Raw genomic sequence first — 18,834 nt, forward strand, 5'->3', positions numbered from 1 at the left:
TCTTATAGTTTAATAAAATAATAGAAGGAAGGTTTCGTATGAACATCTCAGCAATCATTAAACTAACAGTCTCCATGGCACTGTTTGGTTCCATCGGCTTTTTTACCGTTCACACTGGTGTTCCCGCTACAGAGCTTGTCTTTGTTAGATGCATTTGCGCAACCCTCTTTCTAGGTGGTATGTGGCTCATTACGGGTGGACATAAAACAGAGGTATGGGATAAGAAAGAAATTTTTCAAACGCTTATTTGCGGTGTCTTTATTGTGTTAAATTGGGTATTTTTATTTAAAGCCTTTGAGGAAATGTCCATTTCGATTGCCATTTCCATCTATAATTTAGCCCCTATATTTGTGTTAATTTTAGGCGCTATCTTTTTAAAGGAAAAGATGACCATTCAGGCACTTGTTGCAACAATCACTTGCTTTATCGGTAGTATTTTTATCATCGGTCTCAATAATTTTGTATCGTTCTCAGAATTTATGCAATCTGGCTTTATCTGGGCATTACTGTCAGCGGTATTTTATGCCCTTACGATGCTAACAAGTAAAACCATCACGAAGCTTAGCTCGTATGCGTTAACCTATATTCAAACAACAGTTGGAATCGTGATACTACTGCCTTTTATCGACTTCTCGCTGTTCGATGGATTAACGTCAACCAATTGGTTTTATATACTCGGCACAGGCTTTATTCATACAGGATTTGTGTACTATTTATTTTTTGATAGTATTCGTAGCCTGTCTACGATTCTTGTCTCCGTATTGGTTTTTGTCGACCCTGTTGTCGCCATTTTACTGGATATGCTATTGCTTGATTTTATGCCAAGCTTTACGCAAACGATGGGGATCCTTCTCATTTTCGTTGGTATTTTTTATACGATTTATGTTCCAAAGAAAAAGCGTCTACCACAGGAGGTCTCATAATGGGCAAGCTCTTCACAATTGGAGAATTATTAATTGACTTTACACCGACACAGCAGCATGGCTCCCTAGCCAACATTGAGCATTTTACTAAACATGCAGGAGGGGCACCTGCCAATGTAGCCGCAGTCTGTGCAAAGCTAGGACAGCAGGCGGCCCTTCTCACACAAGTAGGTCAGGATGCCTTTGGTGACTTCCTAATCAAAACGTTGCAGCAAGCAGGTGTAGATACCCAGTTTATTCGTCAAACAACGGATGGCGAAACAAGTCTTGCCTTTGTTTCATTAAATGAACATGGCGATCGAGATTTTCAGTTTTATCGCCGACATGCTGCAGATCTCTTATACAAACAGGAATACCTCCCCTCGCAGCTATTAACAGCGCACGATATCGTTCACTTTTGCTCTGTTAATCTTGTAGAGAGTCCTATGAAACAAGCACATCTTGCCCTTATTGAACAGGCACATCAAGCAGGGAGCCTTATATCCTTTGATCCGAATGTGCGCCTTCCTTTATGGCAGGATAAGACGGCGTGTTGTGAAACCATTTTAGCCTTTTTACCAAAAGCCCATATTGTCAAGCTTTCAGAGGAAGAACTGTTGTTTTTAACTACTCTAGAAGACGAACAGGAAGCTGTTCAAACGTTATTCAAGGGATATGTAGAAGTTATCATCATTACACATGGTGCTGCTGGGGCTACCCTATATACGAAAAAGCATCATGTGAAGGCTCCTGCTGACAAGGTAAAAACCGTTGATACAACTGGGGCTGGTGATGCTTTAATTGGCGCGATTTTAAGTCAATTTCTTCATCATCAACTAACAGTAGCTCAAATGGTAGCTCATTGTGAACAGTATGCGATCTCTCTGCTTTCTTTTGCAAACGGATATGCAGGCATTTCAACCACAAAGCATGGGGCGATTCCATCCTATCCTGTACTTTCATTAGATATGAATTTAGGATAAATCGAAACTTTTTGTCCTTATTGTTCGTATGTACTAGTGACAGGTCATTAAAGGAGGGCTTATATGCAATCGATGACAAAAAAACGCACAGCTGCATTTTTAATCGATACAGCTGTTTCAACAGCTGTCACGTTGGGGGTTGAATACTTCCTACGAAAAAAAGTAAAAAACGAGGCTGTTCATGCACTTGTTACGCCAACTGTGGTATTGTGGGCGCTAGAATATGCACAACTCCGTAAAAATGGACAAACGATTGGCTACAAAGCAATGGGATTAACACTCGAAAATGAAGATGGTCGTCCATTATCAGAAGGTCAAATTATTAAACGCATGGCTTATCGAGACACTATCAGTACCTTCGATTATCTAAAAGATCGCCACGCCTTCGAGCAGCAGCAGGGTCAACGTCTTCCTCATGATAGCTTTGCAGGTACGGTTGTAAAGGAAAAATAAATGAAAGCTGCCTTATCGTTTGGGCAGCTTCCTTTAATTGGAGCATTTTGCTAAAGTGTGAATCTTCCTTATCGCCTGAACCATTACAGAAAGTAGCATGGAAATATACTTCAATATAAGCCTCTTTAGAGAAGTACGCTAATCTTTGGAAATAAACTGCTGTATATCATTCGATAAAATCGCGTTTTCTGACGGAAACCAAAAATAAGTAGTACCATCAAATTGTATGCCATATTGAAAAGCAATGGCATCGTCTGTATAAAGGAGTACATCATAACGGTTCGTATCTCCATTCGGCTCAAAGGATGGGGCTAGCTTACTGTTGGTTAAAATCGCCTTTATAGCTTCCATGTCAGACTGGTCTGTATAGCTAGCCGTTTTCCGATCGCCTTCTTCCATAGATGAGTAAAATTCTATTTTCTTCACTTCTTCTAATGGAACCTGATCAAAATTCTGTCGCAGCGGAGCTTCATCTCTTATCATATAAATTCGATAGCCATTAATGACCGACTGATCCTCTACCGCAATAGCATCTTCAAGACCCTTTATCGCATAAAGCTTTGTCCCTTTCTCACGGAAGGCTGCATCGCCATCCTTAAAGCGATAGGAGGTTCTTTTTACATGATCAGCCACTTTAAAATCAACTTCCCCTATTTCCTTTTCAATGAATGAACGATCGGCTAACGCGACTTCATAAACAGCTTCATATTGCTTACCATCCCATTTGATTAAATCAACCCATTCGATTATGACTTGACTACCGCAAGCTGTCAGTAACAAACTCATGATACAAAGGCATATCCATTTCTTCAACAACATCCCCCCTTTAAGCAGTAGACCCAAGCAACGATTAAAAAGTTACAAAGTATGACGCTAAGTCTGGCATGTTCTATAATCGTGTGAATTTCATCTGCTACCAGTATTTCTTCATTAAAATATGAGGGATGCCACAATCCATAAATTCTTCGCCTTCACGCTGATAGCCTAATTTTTCATAAAAGCCTTCTGCATAGGACTGAGCATTTAATTTTGCTTTTGTTAGCCCTTTATCTCGTGCAATTTGCTCTAGGCCCACAATAACTTCCTTACCAAGGCCAAATTTGCGGTATTCTTCTAATATACAAATACGCTCCAATTTGCCATAGCCCTCTACAACTCGTAGTCTACCTGTTCCAACGGGTTGCTCATTGTAATACACCAAAATATGAGCGCATGGAGCATCTAGTGCATCAAATTCATCATATTCTTCTTCCTCAGGGACTTGCTGCTCTTCAATAAAAACGCTTCGTCTAAAATCAAACGCTGTTTGTAATTCTGCTTCAGTTGTTATTTTTTTTATAGTCATTACTTATTCCTCCTAGGTTCTCCTGCCTTATCATCTTCTCGAGGTGCAATTTCACTTTGAAGATGATAGTATTAGTATAGAATGATTTTTATTGCAATTACAACAAAAATCTCAGGAGGATCGCACATGAAAGAAATCTTACGTGAAATAGGTGCCATTGCACGGGCATTAGACTCAATAAGCAATATTGAATTCAAGGAATTAGATTTAACAAAGGGGCAATATTTATATGTCATCCGTATTTGTGAAAATCCAGGTATTATTCAAGAGAAAGTCGCAGAGCTATTGAAGGTAGACCGTACAACGGCTTCACGAGCTATTCAAAAATTGGAGACCAAAGGCTTTATTGAAAAACGAATTGAACAAGGTAATAAGAAAAATAAATTACTTTTTCCTACAGCTAAAAGCATGGACATCTATCCATTTTTAAAACGGGAGGGCGAATATTCCAATGCCCGTGCGCTTGAAGGGTTTTCCAATGAGGAGATGAACAGCATTCACAGACTTCTAACACGTGTGTTGCATAACATCGAGATTGACTGGGAAGAGGTGAAGAAAGGGCATAAACGACAGTATTAAAGGCGATTCCTCGTGTTTTTTGCACATTTGGAATCGCCTCGGGCTAGACATTGGCTGCAAATACTCGTTTTAATACAGCAACCATAAACTCAAAGTCCTCATCTGTACAGCACAGCGGTGGACTTAACGTAATGATATTATTGAAGCCTTCAACTGTATCACCATTTCTTCCAATAATTAAGCCATTTGCTTGACAATCAGCTATGATTTTCGCGATTAGCTCAGGCTTGGCAGGTGTTTGAGATTGTTTATCTTCGACCAGCTCAATGCCGATGAGTAACCCAAGCCCACGAATATCGCCAACGAAAGGCAGCTCTAATAGGTCTTGCAAATCATGTAGGAATTGAATACCCAAATCTCTTGCTCGCTGCACAAGTCCTTCCTCTTCCATGATTTTTATATTTTCTATGGCCACTGCACAAGCTGCTGGATTGCCCCCAAACGTATTGATATGGCGAAAATGACTATAGCCGTCCGTCTCTTTAAATTTTTCATAAATGTCTTTCCGTATAGCTGTAATGGATAGTGGTAGGTAGGCACTCGTTAATCCTTTCGCCATGGTAATGACATCTGGTCGAATATCAAAATGCTGATGACCAAATAGCTTACCTGTCCGTCCGAAGCCACATATGACTTCATCCATGATGAGTAATACCCCATGCTTTCTACAAATGCGCTCGACTTCTTTGACATATGTAGGATGTGGAATAAGCACTCCACCACCCGTGATGAGTGGCTCCATAATGACAGCCGCAATGGTTTCTTTTTGCTCCCAAATAATCTTTTCTTCCATTTCTCGGGCAAGTGCTAGGCTGTATGCCTCAATTGATTGCCCTTTTGGACGACGATAGTGATCAGGTGGAGCAACATGTAAGAAGCCTGGTGTCAGCGGCTCGTACTTAAATTTACGTAAAGCCTGACCTGTAGCTGCTAATGCCCCAAGTGAACTGCCATGATAGCCCCGATAACGAGCAATGATTTTGTAGCGGTTCCCTTCCCCATTTTGTTGATGGTATTGACGTATTAACTTAAACGCTACTTCATTCGCATCTGAGCCACTATTGGAATAAAACATCATATAGTCATCATCAAGTAAGCTGTTAATTTTTTCAGCGAGCCTGATGGCAGGTTCATGGCTTTGTGTTAAAGGAGCATAGCAAAGCTTTTTTAGCTGCTCATACGCAACTCTGGCAAGACGCTCACGCCCATACCCTACATTCACTGCCCATAAGCCTGACATACCATCTAAAAAGCGATTGCCTAAACTATCAGTAATCCATGCCCCTTCTCCCTGTTCAATAATGGGAGGTGCTTTGTCATTATAGATAGACATGTGATGCCAAATGTGTTCATGATCTTTTTGCTGTAAAGTATGTGTAATCTGATCGTTTCGCTCCATATCATGACCTCCAATCGTGTATCATCGGTGTCTTTTTGTCTATCACCATTTTCCCTATTAAGCTAGATAATATTGAAATTTTCTGATTTCTCTAACATAATGAAATAGACATTGTACATTCGAAGGGCAGGTGCTAATTGATGTCGAAACATCCTCTACTCGTACGTGATGTCCTCAAGCGCAAGCATTTTGAATCGGCGAAGCTTATTGCAGGGCAGCATGGTCTTGATCGCCAAGTATTGTGGACACATATATTAGAAATTAAAGATTTTGAAACATTAATCAATGGTGGTGAATTAATATTAACCACGGGTGTCGGTTTACAGCTAGAACGAGAAACACAAATCGCCTACTTACAAAACCTTATTCGTAATGAGGCAGCTGGTCTTTGTATAGAAATTGGCGATTATTTTGACCATGTTCCCGTAGAATTGATTGCCATGGCAAATGCCCATCATTTCCCTATCATCATCTTTGAAGAAATTGTACGATTTATCGATATTACGCAAGATTTGCACACGTACATAATTAATCAACACCAGCAGGCACTTACACAGCTAGATACACTATCCAAAACCTTTATGGAATTATCATTAATGCCAAATGGTATTTTGAAAATATTACAAGTGCTCCATCAAGATACAAATGCTCCCTTTCTATTTGTTTCAGAAGATACAAAAAGCTTTTATTATCCTATGGAGGCTAAAAAATACTTACGTGTCATGGAGGAGCATTGTCAGCAGTTAGAACTACAAGAGCCCTTGCACCTTCTATCCTTGGGAAAAGACCATTTTGTCATTATTCCTGTTAATGGGCTTGGACAAGTGTGGGGCTATTTATGTATGCATTCTGAACTGCCAAAGCAGAGTGATTACACCTTGTTAAATCTTGAACGAGCAACTATGTCGATTGCCCATATTTTAATGCGTAACCGCATGCTTCAGGAGCGACAACAAAGCCGTGAAGATGAATTCATACTAGCCTTAATTCAAGGTCAGCCAGTAGATATTCAATACTATCAAAGCTATTTACCAATCGAAAGTCGTAATTTATTTTACCGAGTCGTTGTGTTCAATCTCCATGATGAAGCCAATACTGTGCCTGAAGAAGAATGGCAGGAAATCCAGCTCCAAAATGCCATGTATGTTCGTTCGATCCTGAAAAAGCTTGGATTTTTCCCTACTGTTTCAGTAAGACAGCACGAGATAATTATTTTAGCCTTTTTCATTGCTGCAGATTATATGAAAGACAATCGCGACGCTTTTGATCAAGCGATTTCACAAATTATTGCAAGAAAAGCAGCACAATTTTTTGAGCAACTTACCCTTAGCTGTGGTATTAGCAATGTCTATCAATCGATCGAAAGTGTTCATCTGGGCTATAAGGAAGCCAAATCAGCCATCCAAATGCAGCATCATCAATTAACGAGCTCCATCTATTATAAAGATTTAGGTGTTTATCGATTGTTATTACAGCAAGATCAAACAGCCCTCCTACAATTTGTAAAAGATTATTTACAGGAAATTTTAGTATTAGATCAAAAAAGTAGCCATGATTTATTTCAAACCTTGGCTGTTTATCTGACCTGTAATGGGGCTAAAAATGATACAGCAGAACAGCTGTTTATTGTCCGTCAAACACTTTACAAACGAATAGAACGATTAGAAAGTATACTAGGTGCTGATTTTTTACAAGCTCCTCATCGCCTCAATATTGAGATGGCTGTTAAGGCATATGAACTGTTGCAAAAGACAGCACCTGATCTATTACGATTTTGAACGCGGGTCCATAAAATCTCGTAAAGCATTACTGAGCATATATAAGCCTAGAACAAGAATCGTAATGGCTCCCCCAGGGGCATACGTATACCAAGGGGCACCGATTAAATAGGCTTGTGAATCTTTTAACATTCTACCCCAGCTAGGGTTTGGTGGCTGTACGCCAAGCCCTAAATAGCTCAGTGCTGCCTCGGCTAACATTGCTGTCGCAAAAGTCACGGTTGCTGCAACAATAATTTGCGACGAAATGTTTGGCAAAATATGACGGAACATGATGCTATAAGGCTTAACACCAATTAACTTCGCTGCTAGCACATATTCCGAGTCACGTTGTTGCACAAAGCCACTGCGGGCAATCCTCGCAATAGCAGGTATCGCGATAATTCCAAGCGCTATCGCTGTATTCGTTATTCCTGGGCCGAATACCGCTACAAGCATTAATGCTAAGATGATTCCTGGAAAGGCCATTAAAGCGTCCATCGTGCGCATAAATATTTCATCGACCCAGCCACCAACATAGCCTGCAATTCCGCCTATGAGAATACCAAATATCGTTCCAATCGCAACCGTTAATAGACCCACGGCAAAGGCTGTTTGTGTCCCCTTCATAATGCGACTAAAAATATCTCGCCCAAATTCATCTGTTCCAAACATATAGGCACCACCTGGACCACGCAATTTTTCAGGTATATTCATCGCGTTGACATCATGGGGTGTATAAAAAAAGCTAACAATCATGACGAGCAGAAAGCCAACAATGACGAGGAGACCAATGACTATATTGATTTTTTTAGTATAGCGCTGTAATTGTTTCATAGTAGTCACCTCTTAACGTAATCGAATTCTCGGGTCCAACACAGAATATAAAACATCGACGATAAAATTAATCATGACAACAGCTACTGTAATATACATAACGATCCCTTGTACGAGTGGAAAATCACGATTACTGATAGCCGTAATCAATAACTGACCGATCCCTGGCAATGAAAACACCTGCTCCACAATAATCGTCCCTGCTACAACTTCTGCCATAATCAACCCAAAAACCGTCAATATCGGAATCATGGAATTTTTCAATACATGCTTATACATTACATTTTGTTCAGACATCCCTTTACTGCGAATCGTGCGGACATAATCGAGCTGGACCTGCTCCAAAATGGCTGTACGAACATAACGAAAATTCACCGCAATTTGTGGAATCGCAATGGTTAAAGCTGGAAGTATTAGCGTACTAAGCGCCCCTGCTACACTTTGTGTCCAAGGTATATAGCCACTAATTTTAAAGAAGCTGAACTGTAAGCCAATGTAAAGAATAAGCATCATCCCTAGCCAAAAGGATGGCACTGCCATACCGATTTGGGTTACTGTCGATAATGACACATCACTTAATTTATTTTGTCTTCTTGCTGCAAACATCCCTAAAGGTAAAGAGATGATTAAGACAATGATAAGGGTGAGTCCTGCTAATGACATGGTGACAGGAAGTCGATCAAATAATAGTTCTTTTACTGGCATGGAAAATCGAATGGAATTCCCTAATTGCCCTGTCAATAAGCCCTTCATCCAATCCACATATTGTTCATAAAGAGGACGATCCAAGCCAAGCTCAGATCGTAAATTTTCAATTTGAGTGGGATCCGCCTCTGTCCCTAGCATTGTGCGAACTGGATCACCAGGTAAAATTTGAAAAACACCAAATGTAATAATGGATACTAGAAGGATGGTTGTTATTAACAGGATGATTCGACGTAGGATATACATCATAAGCACTCATCCCTTTCTAGTTTGAAAACTTGACCTCTGACATATCGTGGAACCAGAATGGATAGCTCTTGAGCCCCGTCACCTGTTTGTCAGATCCCCAAACAATTTGATAATCCGCAATGTATACTGCTGTCGCCTGCTCAGCTAATATTTCCTGTGCACGATGATAGTACTCTATTTGCTTGGCTTGGTCGGTTTCCTTTAAAACATCAGCCATAATTTTGTCGTATTCTTCATTTTTAAATAAGAAGAAGTTTTCACTATCATTTGTAGAAATGTAATCATTCAACACTTCAAAAGCAGATGCACGACCCGTTAAATCAATCGTTGTCATTGCATAGTCACGACCAAAGTAAACGCGATCTAGCCAAATTCCCCATTCCACTACTTCAATTTCTACATCAATTCCGATCTCTTGTAGATTAGCTACGACAATTTGTGCAATATTTGAGTAAATATCATTGTGTGAAGAGACGGTAATTTTAGTTTTAAAGCCATCAGGATAGCCCGCTTCCGCTAATAGCGCCTTCGCTTTTTCCACATCTCGCTCATACATGCTTTCTAAACCCTTCTTTTGGAAATCACCCATCGCTGGACTCATATTAGAGCCAAGTGGCACAGCATAGCCTGCAAACACGGAGTCAATAATATCGGCTTTACTAATGGCGTAATTGATTGCTTGACGAACCTTCACATTATCAAATGGTGCCTTTGTTTCGTTAAATGTAACAATAAGAGAAGAGTTATTATTTTGGTGTGATAAACTATAGCTTCCCTCTACCTCGCTCACACGGTGCCAAGGAACACTCGTTAAATCTACTTCGTTTGCCATCAAGCTCATAATGGCTGCCTGATCATCTGATTGGAAGGCAAAGGTTACTTTATTCAAATAAGGCAATCCTTCTTGCCAGTACTGTTCATTTTTCTTAAGTTCTAAATTTGTACCTGGTGCATATTTCACAAAGGCAAATGGACCTGTACCAATTGGATTTTCATTATGCTTCCCATCATTGCTCTTTGGAATAATAGCTGATTGTCTCCCTGTTAAGGAATACAAGAAATTTGAATTTGGCTCTTTTAGCTTGATCACAAATGTACTTGCATCAGGCGCCTCTGTAGATGCTACGTTATCAAAGCTATTGGACATTTTTTCCCCACCATTTTTCCCCATTAAACGGTCAAAGGAATATTGAATATCCTCCATCGTTAAATCATCACCATTATGAAACTTCACACCTTGGCGAATTTTAAACGTATAGGTTAAGCCATCCTCAGAGATTTCATAGCTTTCAGCAAGTCCCTCTTTTAAGGAGCCATCTGTTTCAGGAGCCATTAGCCCTTCAAAGATATTTAGAATCATTTGATACGAAATGGATGCTGTCGCCTTATGTGGATCTAAAAAATCTGGATCATCATTCACACGTACAACAATTTCCTGTGGAACATCTGTTGCCGTTTGACCATCTGTAGTACCTGAAGTAGTCGTAGTTTTCTCTCCATCACTTGAACACGCTGCCATAACGATTGCCACTAACAGTGTTAGTAGTATCAATCCGCTTTTTTTCCATTGCATGGCTGTTCCCCCTTTTTTTAAGTGCTTGTCTTTTGAATGCTTGTATAACTCTCAACATCCGCCAATCGTTCAGCGGCTTTAATGCCAGCCAGAATCGCTTCCTCCATCACCTTTGTCGCTAGCTGGCCTAAATAATCAAGTGCATAGGATTGATCCCCTGTACCAAGCACAAAAATCGTATCGCCATCCAGCATCGTATGAACAGGATAAATCGTGCGTGCTAAGGCATTTTGCGTAAGCTGCGCAATCTTTTTAGCCTCCGCCTTCGTTAGCTTGGCGTTCATTGCCACAACACCAATGGTGGTATTAGTACCCGCTAAAGCCTCTGATTGTGCATGTTGCTCTAAATAGGCACAGCAATCCACCCATTGACCAGAATGTGTATCTCTTGCTCCAGCTAAAATTTGCCTCGTTGTGGGGTCCTTGACATCTCCAACTGCATTGACAGCCACGATAGCACCTACTACAAGACCATCTTTCCACGCATAGGAAGCACTACCAAGCCCACCCTTCATTGCAAATGCTGGACCAGCTAATTTGCCTACAGTTGCTCCGTAGCCTGCGCCTACATTGCCGTTTGGAAATGAACCGACTTGTGCCGCTTGTGCCGCTTCATAGCCCATAAGTGCAGTAGGTCGTGCATGTGGATCACCGATAAACAAGTCAAAGAGTACAGCACCTGGTACAATCGGTATTTTCGCTACTCCTGCATCTACCCCAATCCCTTGCTCCTCTAAAAATTGCATGACGCCTGTAGCAGCATCTAACCCAAAAGCACTACCCCCAGCTAAACAAATGGCATGGACTCGGTCAATTTCATTGATGGGATCTAACGCATCTGTTTCACGAGTACCTGGTGCAGAACCCCGAACATCCACTCCACACACCGCTCCGTTTTCCACTAATAGCGCCGTACAGCCTGTGATGCCCTCTTTATTCTCGCGATGTCCTACCTTAACACCTGGCACATCCGTTATATTGCCAAACATTCTTCACACCTCACTTGTTAAATAATTGCAATTTTCTGATTTTTCTTTATATAAAAAACAGGCTACTCGTTGTTGATCATTTTCATCGTGAAGCTTCGGTCTCTCCTGATGGCATCTTTCCATCACATACGGGCAACGTGTATGAAAGACACAGCCAACAGGTGGATTCATCGGACTTGGTAACTCACCCTGTAAAAGTATTTCTTGCTTAGGCTCATCAAAATTCACAACTGGTATTGCAGATAGTAATGCTTGTGTATAGGGATGTAACGGATTGGCATATAGCTCCTTCTTTGTCCCAATCTCCACTACTCTGCCTAAATACAGCACTGCCACACGGTCACTAATATGCTTCACAACGCTTAAATCATGTGAGATAAATAAATAGGTTAATTGAAATTCATCCTGTAAATCCATCATGAGATTGAGCACTTGTGATTGCACCGACACATCCAGTGCTGAAACGGGCTCATCGGCAATAATGAATTCTGGATGAATCGCTAATGCCCGTGCAATCCCAATACGCTGCCGCTGCCCACCAGAAAATTCATGTGGAAACTTATGCATGGCATCCTCAGGTAGCCCTACCTTTTGTAATAGCTCCTTCACACGCTCTTTGCGTTGCTCCTTCGTCAAGGTTAATTGCAGCTTCATCGGTTCTTCGATAATAGAGCCGATTCGCATCCGTGGGTTGAGGGAGGCAAAGGGATCCTGAAAAATCATTTGCATTTGATTACGATAACTTTGCAGCTTATTCCCCTTTAAATGCTGGATGGGCTGTCCTTTATACAACACTTCCCCTGCTGTTGGTTCAACGAGCTTCAAAATTGTTCGCCCAAAGGTGGATTTTCCTGAGCCTGATTCGCCAACAATACCAAGCGTTTCCCCTCTATAAATCTCAATCGAAATATCATCCACCGCTTTAATGACCTTTTTCTCTTCCTTCATCGACTTACGTTTCACAGGAAAGTAGGCTTTTAAATGATTAATTTCCAGCAAAACTTCTTTCTCCGTCATGAGCCAGCTCTCCTTTCTCCGTGAATAAATGACAGCGTACCTTATGTGCCTCTTGAATGTGATGAACAGCAGGTTGCTCCTGATGACAATGTGCCAGCGCATGGGGACAACGTGGCGCAAAGCGACAGCCGTCAGGTAATGCATACGCAGGTGGCACTGTACCAGGAATCGATGGTAGCCTTTTGACATCTGTTTCAAGGCTTGGCATCGTCTTTAAAAGCGCTGTTGTATAAGGATGCTGTGGATTTAAAAAGAGCTCTCTTACTGGGGCTTCCTCGACAATCTGTCCCGCATACATCACCATAACGCGGTCAACTGTCTCTGCAACAACGCTCATATCATGGGTAATGAATAAAATGGCTGATCGATGCTCTTCCTTCATTTTTAGCATCAGCTTTAAAATCTGTGCCTGAACCGTGACATCAAGTGCCGTAGTTGGCTCATCCGCAATCAATAGCTGCGGATTATTCGACATCGCAATGGCAATCATGACTCGTTGTCGCATCCCACCTGAGAGTTGGTGAGGATATTCGGTGATGACCTTTTCTGCATTCGCAATCCCGACTTCTTTTAAAAGCTGTAGCGCTTTATTCCATGCCTCTTTTTTCGATACCTTTTGGTGTCTTCGTATGCCTTCAATCATTTGATTGCCAATCGTAAAAACGGGATCTAAAGAGGTCATGGGCTCTTGAAAAATCATACTAATTTCATTGCCTCGAATACGGCTCATTTCTTTATTTTTATAGGTAAGTAGATTTTTACCATTTAAAGTGATAGAACCTGACGTAATTTCTCCTGGAGGTATAGGCAGCAACCGCATAATGGCTAAGGATGTAATACTTTTGCCACTTCCCGATTCACCAACCAGTGCAACGGTTTCTCCTTTATGAATAGTAAAATTCACATCTTCCACAACTTTTGCCTCTTTGCCATTTTTTAAATGGAATTTAATTGATAAGTGATTGACCTCTAAAAGTACATCTTTTTCTTTTGGCTGTTCCATATGCGTCCCTCCATCTCAGTGTTGATTAGGTGGTGCATAGCGTATAGCGATATTTTTCATTTGCGTATAGTTTCGCAGTGCAACAAAGCCCTTCTCTCGACCAATTCCACTTTTTTTATAGCCGCCAAATGGCATTTGAATGCCTCCAGCAGCCCCATAATTATTGACAAATACTTGGCCAGCCTGCACACGACTTGCCACATAATGAGCCGTATCGATATTTTGTGACCAAATGCCTGCCACTAGGCCATAGTCCGTACTATTGGCTAATGCGATGGCCTCCTCTACAGTGGAAAATGTCAAGACGGTTAACACTGGACCAAAAATTTCCTCCTGAGCTAATGGATCATTTGGATCAACACCATCAAGTATAGTTGGCTGAACATAAAAACCATTCTCATGGCCTGCCAATGTCAATGGTTCCCCACCTGTCACAACATAGCCATCTACCTTTGCTTGCTGTAATAATGCAGTGATTTTCGTATATTGTTGTTCATTCAGTAACGGTCCCATCTCCATATCTGCCTCACCTGGTCCTACTTGGATCGCTTGGAACCTTTGTGCTAATCGGGAAATGAAGGACTCTTTTATTCGTTCCTCAATGAGTAAACGTGCCCCTGCTGAACAAGTTTGTCCAGCATTTTGGATAATCGCACGTACGACTCCCTCTAATGCCTGCTCCATGTTAGCATCCGCAAAAACAATATTAGGAGATTTACCACCAAGCTCTAATGTCACAGGCACAACATTTTCTGCAGCCGCCTTCATCACCGCAATTCCTGTGGGAACAGAACCTGTAAACGTAATATGATTAATATCGGGATGTGAAGTTAAATAAGGACCAACTTCTCGTCCCAAGCCTGTAATATGCTGAAAAATCCCTTTCGGCAACTTATCGGCGAACCATTGTGCAATGGCATGTGTTGTTAGTGGTGTATCCTCCGCACTTTTCACAATGACTGCATTACCAGTTGCTATAGCGGCTGCTACACTTCTTGCCGTAATTTGAATCGGATAATTCCATGGCACAATATGTACCGTAATGCCCACTGGCTCTAGCACTACTGCATTTAATAGCCCATCCTCAATTGGAATGGTATCTCCCATCACCTTATCCGCTGCACCACCATAAAATTCAAAATAGCGAGCCGCTGCTTCAATATCTGCTCTTGCCTGTGATAAGGGCTTTCCTACATCCCGACATTCTAGTAAACTCCATTCCTCTGCATGCTTACGAATATAATGAGCAAATTCGATCAATAACTGCCCACGTTCATAGGCTTTCCATTGACGCCAGTCCTCTCGTTCAAAGGCTACTCGTGCTGCACGCACTGCCTCTTCTACATGTTCTTTACTTGCGTTGCCAATTTGTGCAATCACTTCACCTGTTGAGGGATTCTTAACATCGAGGTATGTCTGTGCATCACCGTGAACCCACTCACCATCTATCAACATAGGAATTTTTTTCATTATACCCCTCCTATAATCCACGGCCACCATCTACATGTAATGTCGTCCCTGTGACCATGCTTGCTGCATCTGAGAGTAAATAACTAACAGCTCCTGCTATATCTGCTGGCTTCACTAATCGTCCTAATGGCACAGATTGCACAAAGACACTTTGCTTCGTCTGCTCTACATCTGCACCTTGTGCGGCGAATTGACCAAGCATTTGTGTGTCTGCTGGTCCTGGATGAATCGTATTAACCCGAATTTGACTAGATGCTAGTTCAATTGCTAGTCCTCTCGTAAAGCTCTCTGCTGCACCCTTGGATGCAATATAAGCCTGTAAGCCCGGCCTTGGCCGCACTGCTGAAATCGAGGCAATTGTAATAATAGAGCCCATTTGCTGTTTTTTCATAAAAGGGGCAACTGCTTTTGTCGTGATAAATAAACTTTTCACATTAACATCCATTAATCGATTCCATTCATCCATTGTGACCTCTTCAATCGGTGTAGCTGACTGGGCAATTCCCAGTGCATTAACAAGACCATCTATTCTGCCATACTTATCAAAAACCTGTTGGCAGATGTCTTGCACACGTTCCTCCTGTAACACATTGACTTCAAAGCATTGAAGGGCATCCTGTGCAATATCTGATAAGGCGTCTATTGATAGATCAAGTCCAACAACTCGATTGCCCTGCTTTAATTGCTCTTGAATAATGGCCTTTCCCATACCGCCTCCTGCACCAGTAACCACAATCACCTTTTGCTCAACTGCCATGCTAAACACCTCCTGCTGTTAAAGTTCTATTAATAATTTCCTGACAAATCGCATCGCCCATTTGTGCTGTTGTCGCTTGTCCACCAATATCTGCTGTTTTCACAACGCCTTCTTGCAGCACAGCTGTAATAGCTTTAACAATGAGCTGTTCTAAATCTGGTCTGCCTTGATGGCCAAGCAGTAGGGCAAGCGACCAAATTTGAGCAATTGGATTGGCAATGCCCTTGCCTGCAATATCTGGTGCTGAGCCATGAACAGGCTCAAACATCGATGGAAAATCCTTTTCTGGATTCAGGTTGGCTGATGGAGACAGGCCAAGTCCTCCGACAATGGCAGAGCCTAAATCAGATAAAATATCGCCAAACAAATTGGACGCCACCACCACCTCAAAATCCTGTGGTCGTTCTACGAAATAAGCAACGAGTGCATCAATATAAATGGATTCGAGCTGTAGTGCTGGTGAACTTTGAGCCACCGTTTTGCTTGTATGCTCGTCCCAGAATTTCATTGAATGAATAATGGCATTTGATTTTGTCGCACTTGTTATTTTGGTTTTACCGTGTTGCTTCGCATAATCACAGGCAGCATGGACAATTTTTTCAATCCCCATTCGTGTCATGATGGTATTTTGAATCGTCATTTCCTGCGGCTGCTGTTGGTACAGTCGACCACCACTGTCCGAATATTCACCCTCTGCATTTTCACGGAAGATCACAAAGTCAATTTCTTTGCCGTTAGCCAACGGAGACGCGATCCCTGGCAGTGATTTAATAGGACGGAAATTCACATATTGCTGGAACTGTTTCCGAATCGGCATAATCAATTCCCAAACGGTCACATCATCGGGCACACGAGCATCGCCAATAGCTCCAAATAAAATCGCATCATATGTTTGAAGTGTTGTCAGTGCATCATTAGGCATCATACAGCCATGCTGCACGTAGTAATCGGAGCTCCAAGGAAAGATGGTTGTTTCAATTTGTAAGGAGCTATGTTGTTCTTGCAAACAATTTAAAACTTTTAACGCTTCCTGCATAACCTCTTTTCCTATGCCATCTCCTGGTATTACTGCTATTTTGATCGCCGTCATTGTGCATCACCCGCCAAAAATTTTAATGCTGCTAAACGGTAAATTGCCGTTGTTTCTGCCAATTCTTCAATATCCACATACTCATTGATTTGATGAGGGATTTCTCGATCTCCTGCCCCAACTGTTACAATTGGAATACCATGCACATGAAGAAACGTGCCATCTGTCGCGCCTGGAACACCGTTATATTTTGGTTCCTTTTCTGTTACCTCTGCCACAGCCTCATATATAGCCTGTACAACGGGGTCTTCCTTCGCTGTTGCTGTTGCAGGTCGGTTATCAAGAACCGTCAGTTCAGCTTTGAAATCAGGGTCATCTGCTTGTAATCGTTTAATAATCGCTTCAATCTTACTCAGCAGTTCATCATGATCCTGCGCAGGCACCGTGCGAATATCGAGTGTTGTCATACAATGATCCGGAATGACATTGATTTGTGCATCGCCTTTTACAGGCGCACGTAAAATCGTAGGTGTAATAGATGGCCAATTCAGCATTGGATCACGCCCTAATCGTGCTTGCTCCTCTTTTTCCAGCTTTTCAAGCTCTACGATGAAACGTGCCATACGCCAGTTAGGATTGATGCCACTCCACGAAATCGCACCATGCGCCATTTTACCGAAAATATCTACCTGTAAACGAATAGCCCCACGTTGTGCAATACACACATTATTTTCCTGTGGCTCACAGATAATCGCACCATCCACACCATCAGCCCAGCCATTTTTAATAAAATGTTTAATGCCCAGCATAAGCCCTTCTTCATCACAAGGAATACATAAAATAATTTTGCCCGTAAACGCCTCTTGATCTAGTAGCAATGACTGACAAGCTGTAATCATACAAGCAAGATTCCCTTTTGTATCATTCGTTCCCCTGCCATACATACGCCCATCAATGATTTCTGCACCAAATGGATCGTAGGCCCAAGCCTCTCGATTGCCCTCTGTCACCACATCTGTATGTCCTTCGAAAAGTAATGTTTTCCCAGGCTTACCCGAATCAATAATGCCAATGACATTCGGTCGCCCCGGCACAACCTCCTCGATATGCGTCTCGATCCCAATATCTCGTAAATACGCCGCTACAAAAGTTGCCACCTCTTGCTCATTGCCCTTCGGATCGTTCTCACGGTAAACGCTTTCAATGCGCACGAGCTTCTGTGTTAGGGCAATGACCGTCTCACGATCTCGCACATACGATTCTGTTGTCTTTAAACTAGTTACTGTCATGCAAAGGACCTCCTATTTTTAAAGAATATTCTGAATTTATGTTATTTTAACATTGTCCTTTCTCTATGAAACTAGACAATATGTTAATGATTCAAAGAGCGCCTTTAACTTTTTGTTTAGCAATAAATCACTAGAAAATAACATTTTTTTCTGTTTTACGCGGTTTTTCGATCAATCCAACGAATGAAAGAGAGTATTGATTTTGATTTTGATGTGGTTAGAGATTTTTAGTTTGGAAGAGAGCAACACTTTTTTTGAGCGGGATTTCTTTAATTTGGAGAAAGAGTTTTTGGTACTTTGGAGCGGCTTTCTCTCCTTTGAGAGCGGATTCTCACTTCTTTGGAGCGGTTTCATCTCTTTTTAGAGCAGGTTGGTACTTCTGTCAATAAAACGGACACTAAAATAAGAGAGGTTTTTGGCTACCGCCCTTCGGTTGCTCTGCTCTTTCATGGAGAATGGTTTCTAGCGTAACCATTCCCCATGAAAGACCTTGTGAG

At 41.7% G+C, this 18,834-nt stretch carries 18 protein-coding genes; 5 read left to right on the forward strand and 13 right to left on the reverse strand.

Features of this window, described 5'->3' with window-relative positions:
• The first annotated feature begins 38 nt into the window (after positions 1-38).
• The 3 genes from RCJ95_RS21685 to RCJ95_RS21695 all read left to right on the forward strand — a co-directional run bounded on the left by RCJ95_RS21685 (position 39) and on the right by RCJ95_RS21695 (position 2,338).
• Positions 39-923, forward strand: coding sequence for a DMT family transporter (locus RCJ95_RS21685; RefSeq protein ID WP_446722774.1), 885 nt, complete (start codon positions 39-41; stop codon positions 921-923).
• Entirely contained in the window at positions 923-1,885 is a 963-nt protein-coding gene (locus RCJ95_RS21690; protein WP_446722775.1) for a carbohydrate kinase family protein, read from the forward strand. The genes RCJ95_RS21685 and RCJ95_RS21690 overlap by 1 nt, the downstream gene beginning before the upstream one ends.
• Positions 1,886-1,948: 63 nt before the next feature.
• On the forward strand, positions 1,949-2,338 hold the full coding sequence (locus RCJ95_RS21695; protein ID WP_257521816.1) for an RDD family protein: 390 nt from the start codon (positions 1,949-1,951) through the stop codon (positions 2,336-2,338).
• A 138-nt stretch (positions 2,339-2,476) separates the two neighbouring features.
• Here the strand turns inward: RCJ95_RS21695 and RCJ95_RS21700 are convergent, their stop codons facing one another.
• Together RCJ95_RS21700 and RCJ95_RS21705 are read right to left on the reverse strand one after the other, a co-directional pair.
• Positions 2,477-3,151 (reverse strand): hypothetical protein, encoded by a 675-nt coding sequence (locus RCJ95_RS21700; RefSeq protein WP_446722776.1) that lies wholly within the window; start codon positions 3,149-3,151, stop codon positions 2,477-2,479.
• A 100-nt stretch (positions 3,152-3,251) separates the two neighbouring features.
• Positions 3,252-3,683 carry a GNAT family N-acetyltransferase gene (locus RCJ95_RS21705; RefSeq protein WP_446722777.1) on the reverse strand — a complete coding sequence of 144 codons (432 nt, stop codon included), beginning with the start codon at positions 3,681-3,683 and terminating at the stop codon, positions 3,252-3,254.
• Between the two features lie 126 nt (positions 3,684-3,809).
• Between RCJ95_RS21705 and RCJ95_RS21710 the strand changes: the two genes are divergently transcribed.
• Positions 3,810-4,262, forward strand: a complete 453-nt coding sequence (locus tag RCJ95_RS21710; RefSeq protein ID WP_274772584.1) for a MarR family winged helix-turn-helix transcriptional regulator — start codon at positions 3,810-3,812, stop codon at positions 4,260-4,262.
• Between the two features lie 43 nt (positions 4,263-4,305).
• Here RCJ95_RS21710 and RCJ95_RS21715 read toward each other — a convergent pair whose 3' ends face one another.
• Positions 4,306-5,661, reverse strand: a complete 1,356-nt coding sequence (locus RCJ95_RS21715) for an aspartate aminotransferase family protein (RefSeq protein WP_221680763.1) — start codon at positions 5,659-5,661, stop codon at positions 4,306-4,308.
• Between the two features lie 140 nt (positions 5,662-5,801).
• Here RCJ95_RS21715 and RCJ95_RS21720 point away from each other — a divergent pair, with 140 nt between their 5' ends.
• Positions 5,802-7,439, forward strand: a complete 1,638-nt coding sequence (locus tag RCJ95_RS21720) for a PucR family transcriptional regulator (protein ID WP_257521811.1) — start codon at positions 5,802-5,804, stop codon at positions 7,437-7,439.
• Here the strand turns inward: RCJ95_RS21720 and RCJ95_RS21725 are convergent.
• Genes RCJ95_RS21725 through RCJ95_RS21770 form a run of 10 tightly spaced genes read right to left on the reverse strand, consistent with a single transcriptional unit; the run spans position 7,428 to position 18,337 of the window.
• On the reverse strand, positions 7,428-8,255 hold the full coding sequence (locus tag RCJ95_RS21725; protein ID WP_446722778.1) for an ABC transporter permease: 828 nt from the start codon (positions 8,253-8,255) through the stop codon (positions 7,428-7,430). The two genes, RCJ95_RS21720 and RCJ95_RS21725, sit on opposite strands and share 12 nt — an antisense overlap.
• 12 nt (positions 8,256-8,267) lie before the next feature.
• On the reverse strand, positions 8,268-9,209 hold the full coding sequence (locus RCJ95_RS21730; protein ID WP_009374228.1) for an ABC transporter permease: 942 nt from the start codon (positions 9,207-9,209) through the stop codon (positions 8,268-8,270).
• A gap of 16 nt (positions 9,210-9,225) precedes the next feature.
• The gene (locus RCJ95_RS21735) at positions 9,226-10,782 is read right to left on the reverse strand and encodes an ABC transporter substrate-binding protein (protein ID WP_221680759.1); all 1,557 of its coding nucleotides are present in this window, start codon (positions 10,780-10,782) and stop codon (positions 9,226-9,228) included.
• Positions 10,783-10,799: 17 nt separating this feature from the next.
• Entirely contained in the window at positions 10,800-11,771 is a 972-nt protein-coding gene (locus RCJ95_RS21740; RefSeq protein WP_446722779.1) for a P1 family peptidase, read from the reverse strand.
• A gap of 3 nt (positions 11,772-11,774) precedes the next feature.
• Positions 11,775-12,788: an ABC transporter ATP-binding protein gene (locus RCJ95_RS21745; RefSeq protein ID WP_274772572.1), complete on the reverse strand. Its 1,014-nt coding sequence runs from the start codon at positions 12,786-12,788 to the stop codon at positions 11,775-11,777.
• Entirely contained in the window at positions 12,757-13,791 is a 1,035-nt protein-coding gene (locus RCJ95_RS21750; RefSeq protein WP_446722780.1) for an ABC transporter ATP-binding protein, read from the reverse strand. The genes RCJ95_RS21745 and RCJ95_RS21750 overlap by 32 nt, the downstream gene beginning before the upstream one ends.
• Before the next feature lie 15 nt (positions 13,792-13,806).
• Complete coding sequence (locus RCJ95_RS21755; RefSeq protein WP_446722781.1) at positions 13,807-15,261, reverse strand: aldehyde dehydrogenase family protein; 1,455 nt, start codon at positions 15,259-15,261, stop codon at positions 13,807-13,809.
• Between the two features lie 10 nt (positions 15,262-15,271).
• Complete coding sequence (locus RCJ95_RS21760) at positions 15,272-16,018, reverse strand: SDR family NAD(P)-dependent oxidoreductase (protein WP_257521807.1); 747 nt, start codon at positions 16,016-16,018, stop codon at positions 15,272-15,274.
• A 1-nt stretch (position 16,019) separates the two neighbouring features.
• Positions 16,020-17,108, reverse strand: coding sequence for a tartrate dehydrogenase (locus RCJ95_RS21765; protein WP_221680753.1), 1,089 nt, complete (start codon positions 17,106-17,108; stop codon positions 16,020-16,022).
• Positions 17,105-18,337, reverse strand: a complete 1,233-nt coding sequence (locus tag RCJ95_RS21770) for a M20 family metallopeptidase (RefSeq protein WP_221680752.1) — start codon at positions 18,335-18,337, stop codon at positions 17,105-17,107. The genes RCJ95_RS21765 and RCJ95_RS21770 overlap by 4 nt, the downstream gene beginning before the upstream one ends.
• Positions 18,338-18,834 lie beyond the last annotated feature (497 nt).

The sequence above is a fragment of the Lysinibacillus sp. BSL11 genome (assembly GCF_052928325.1).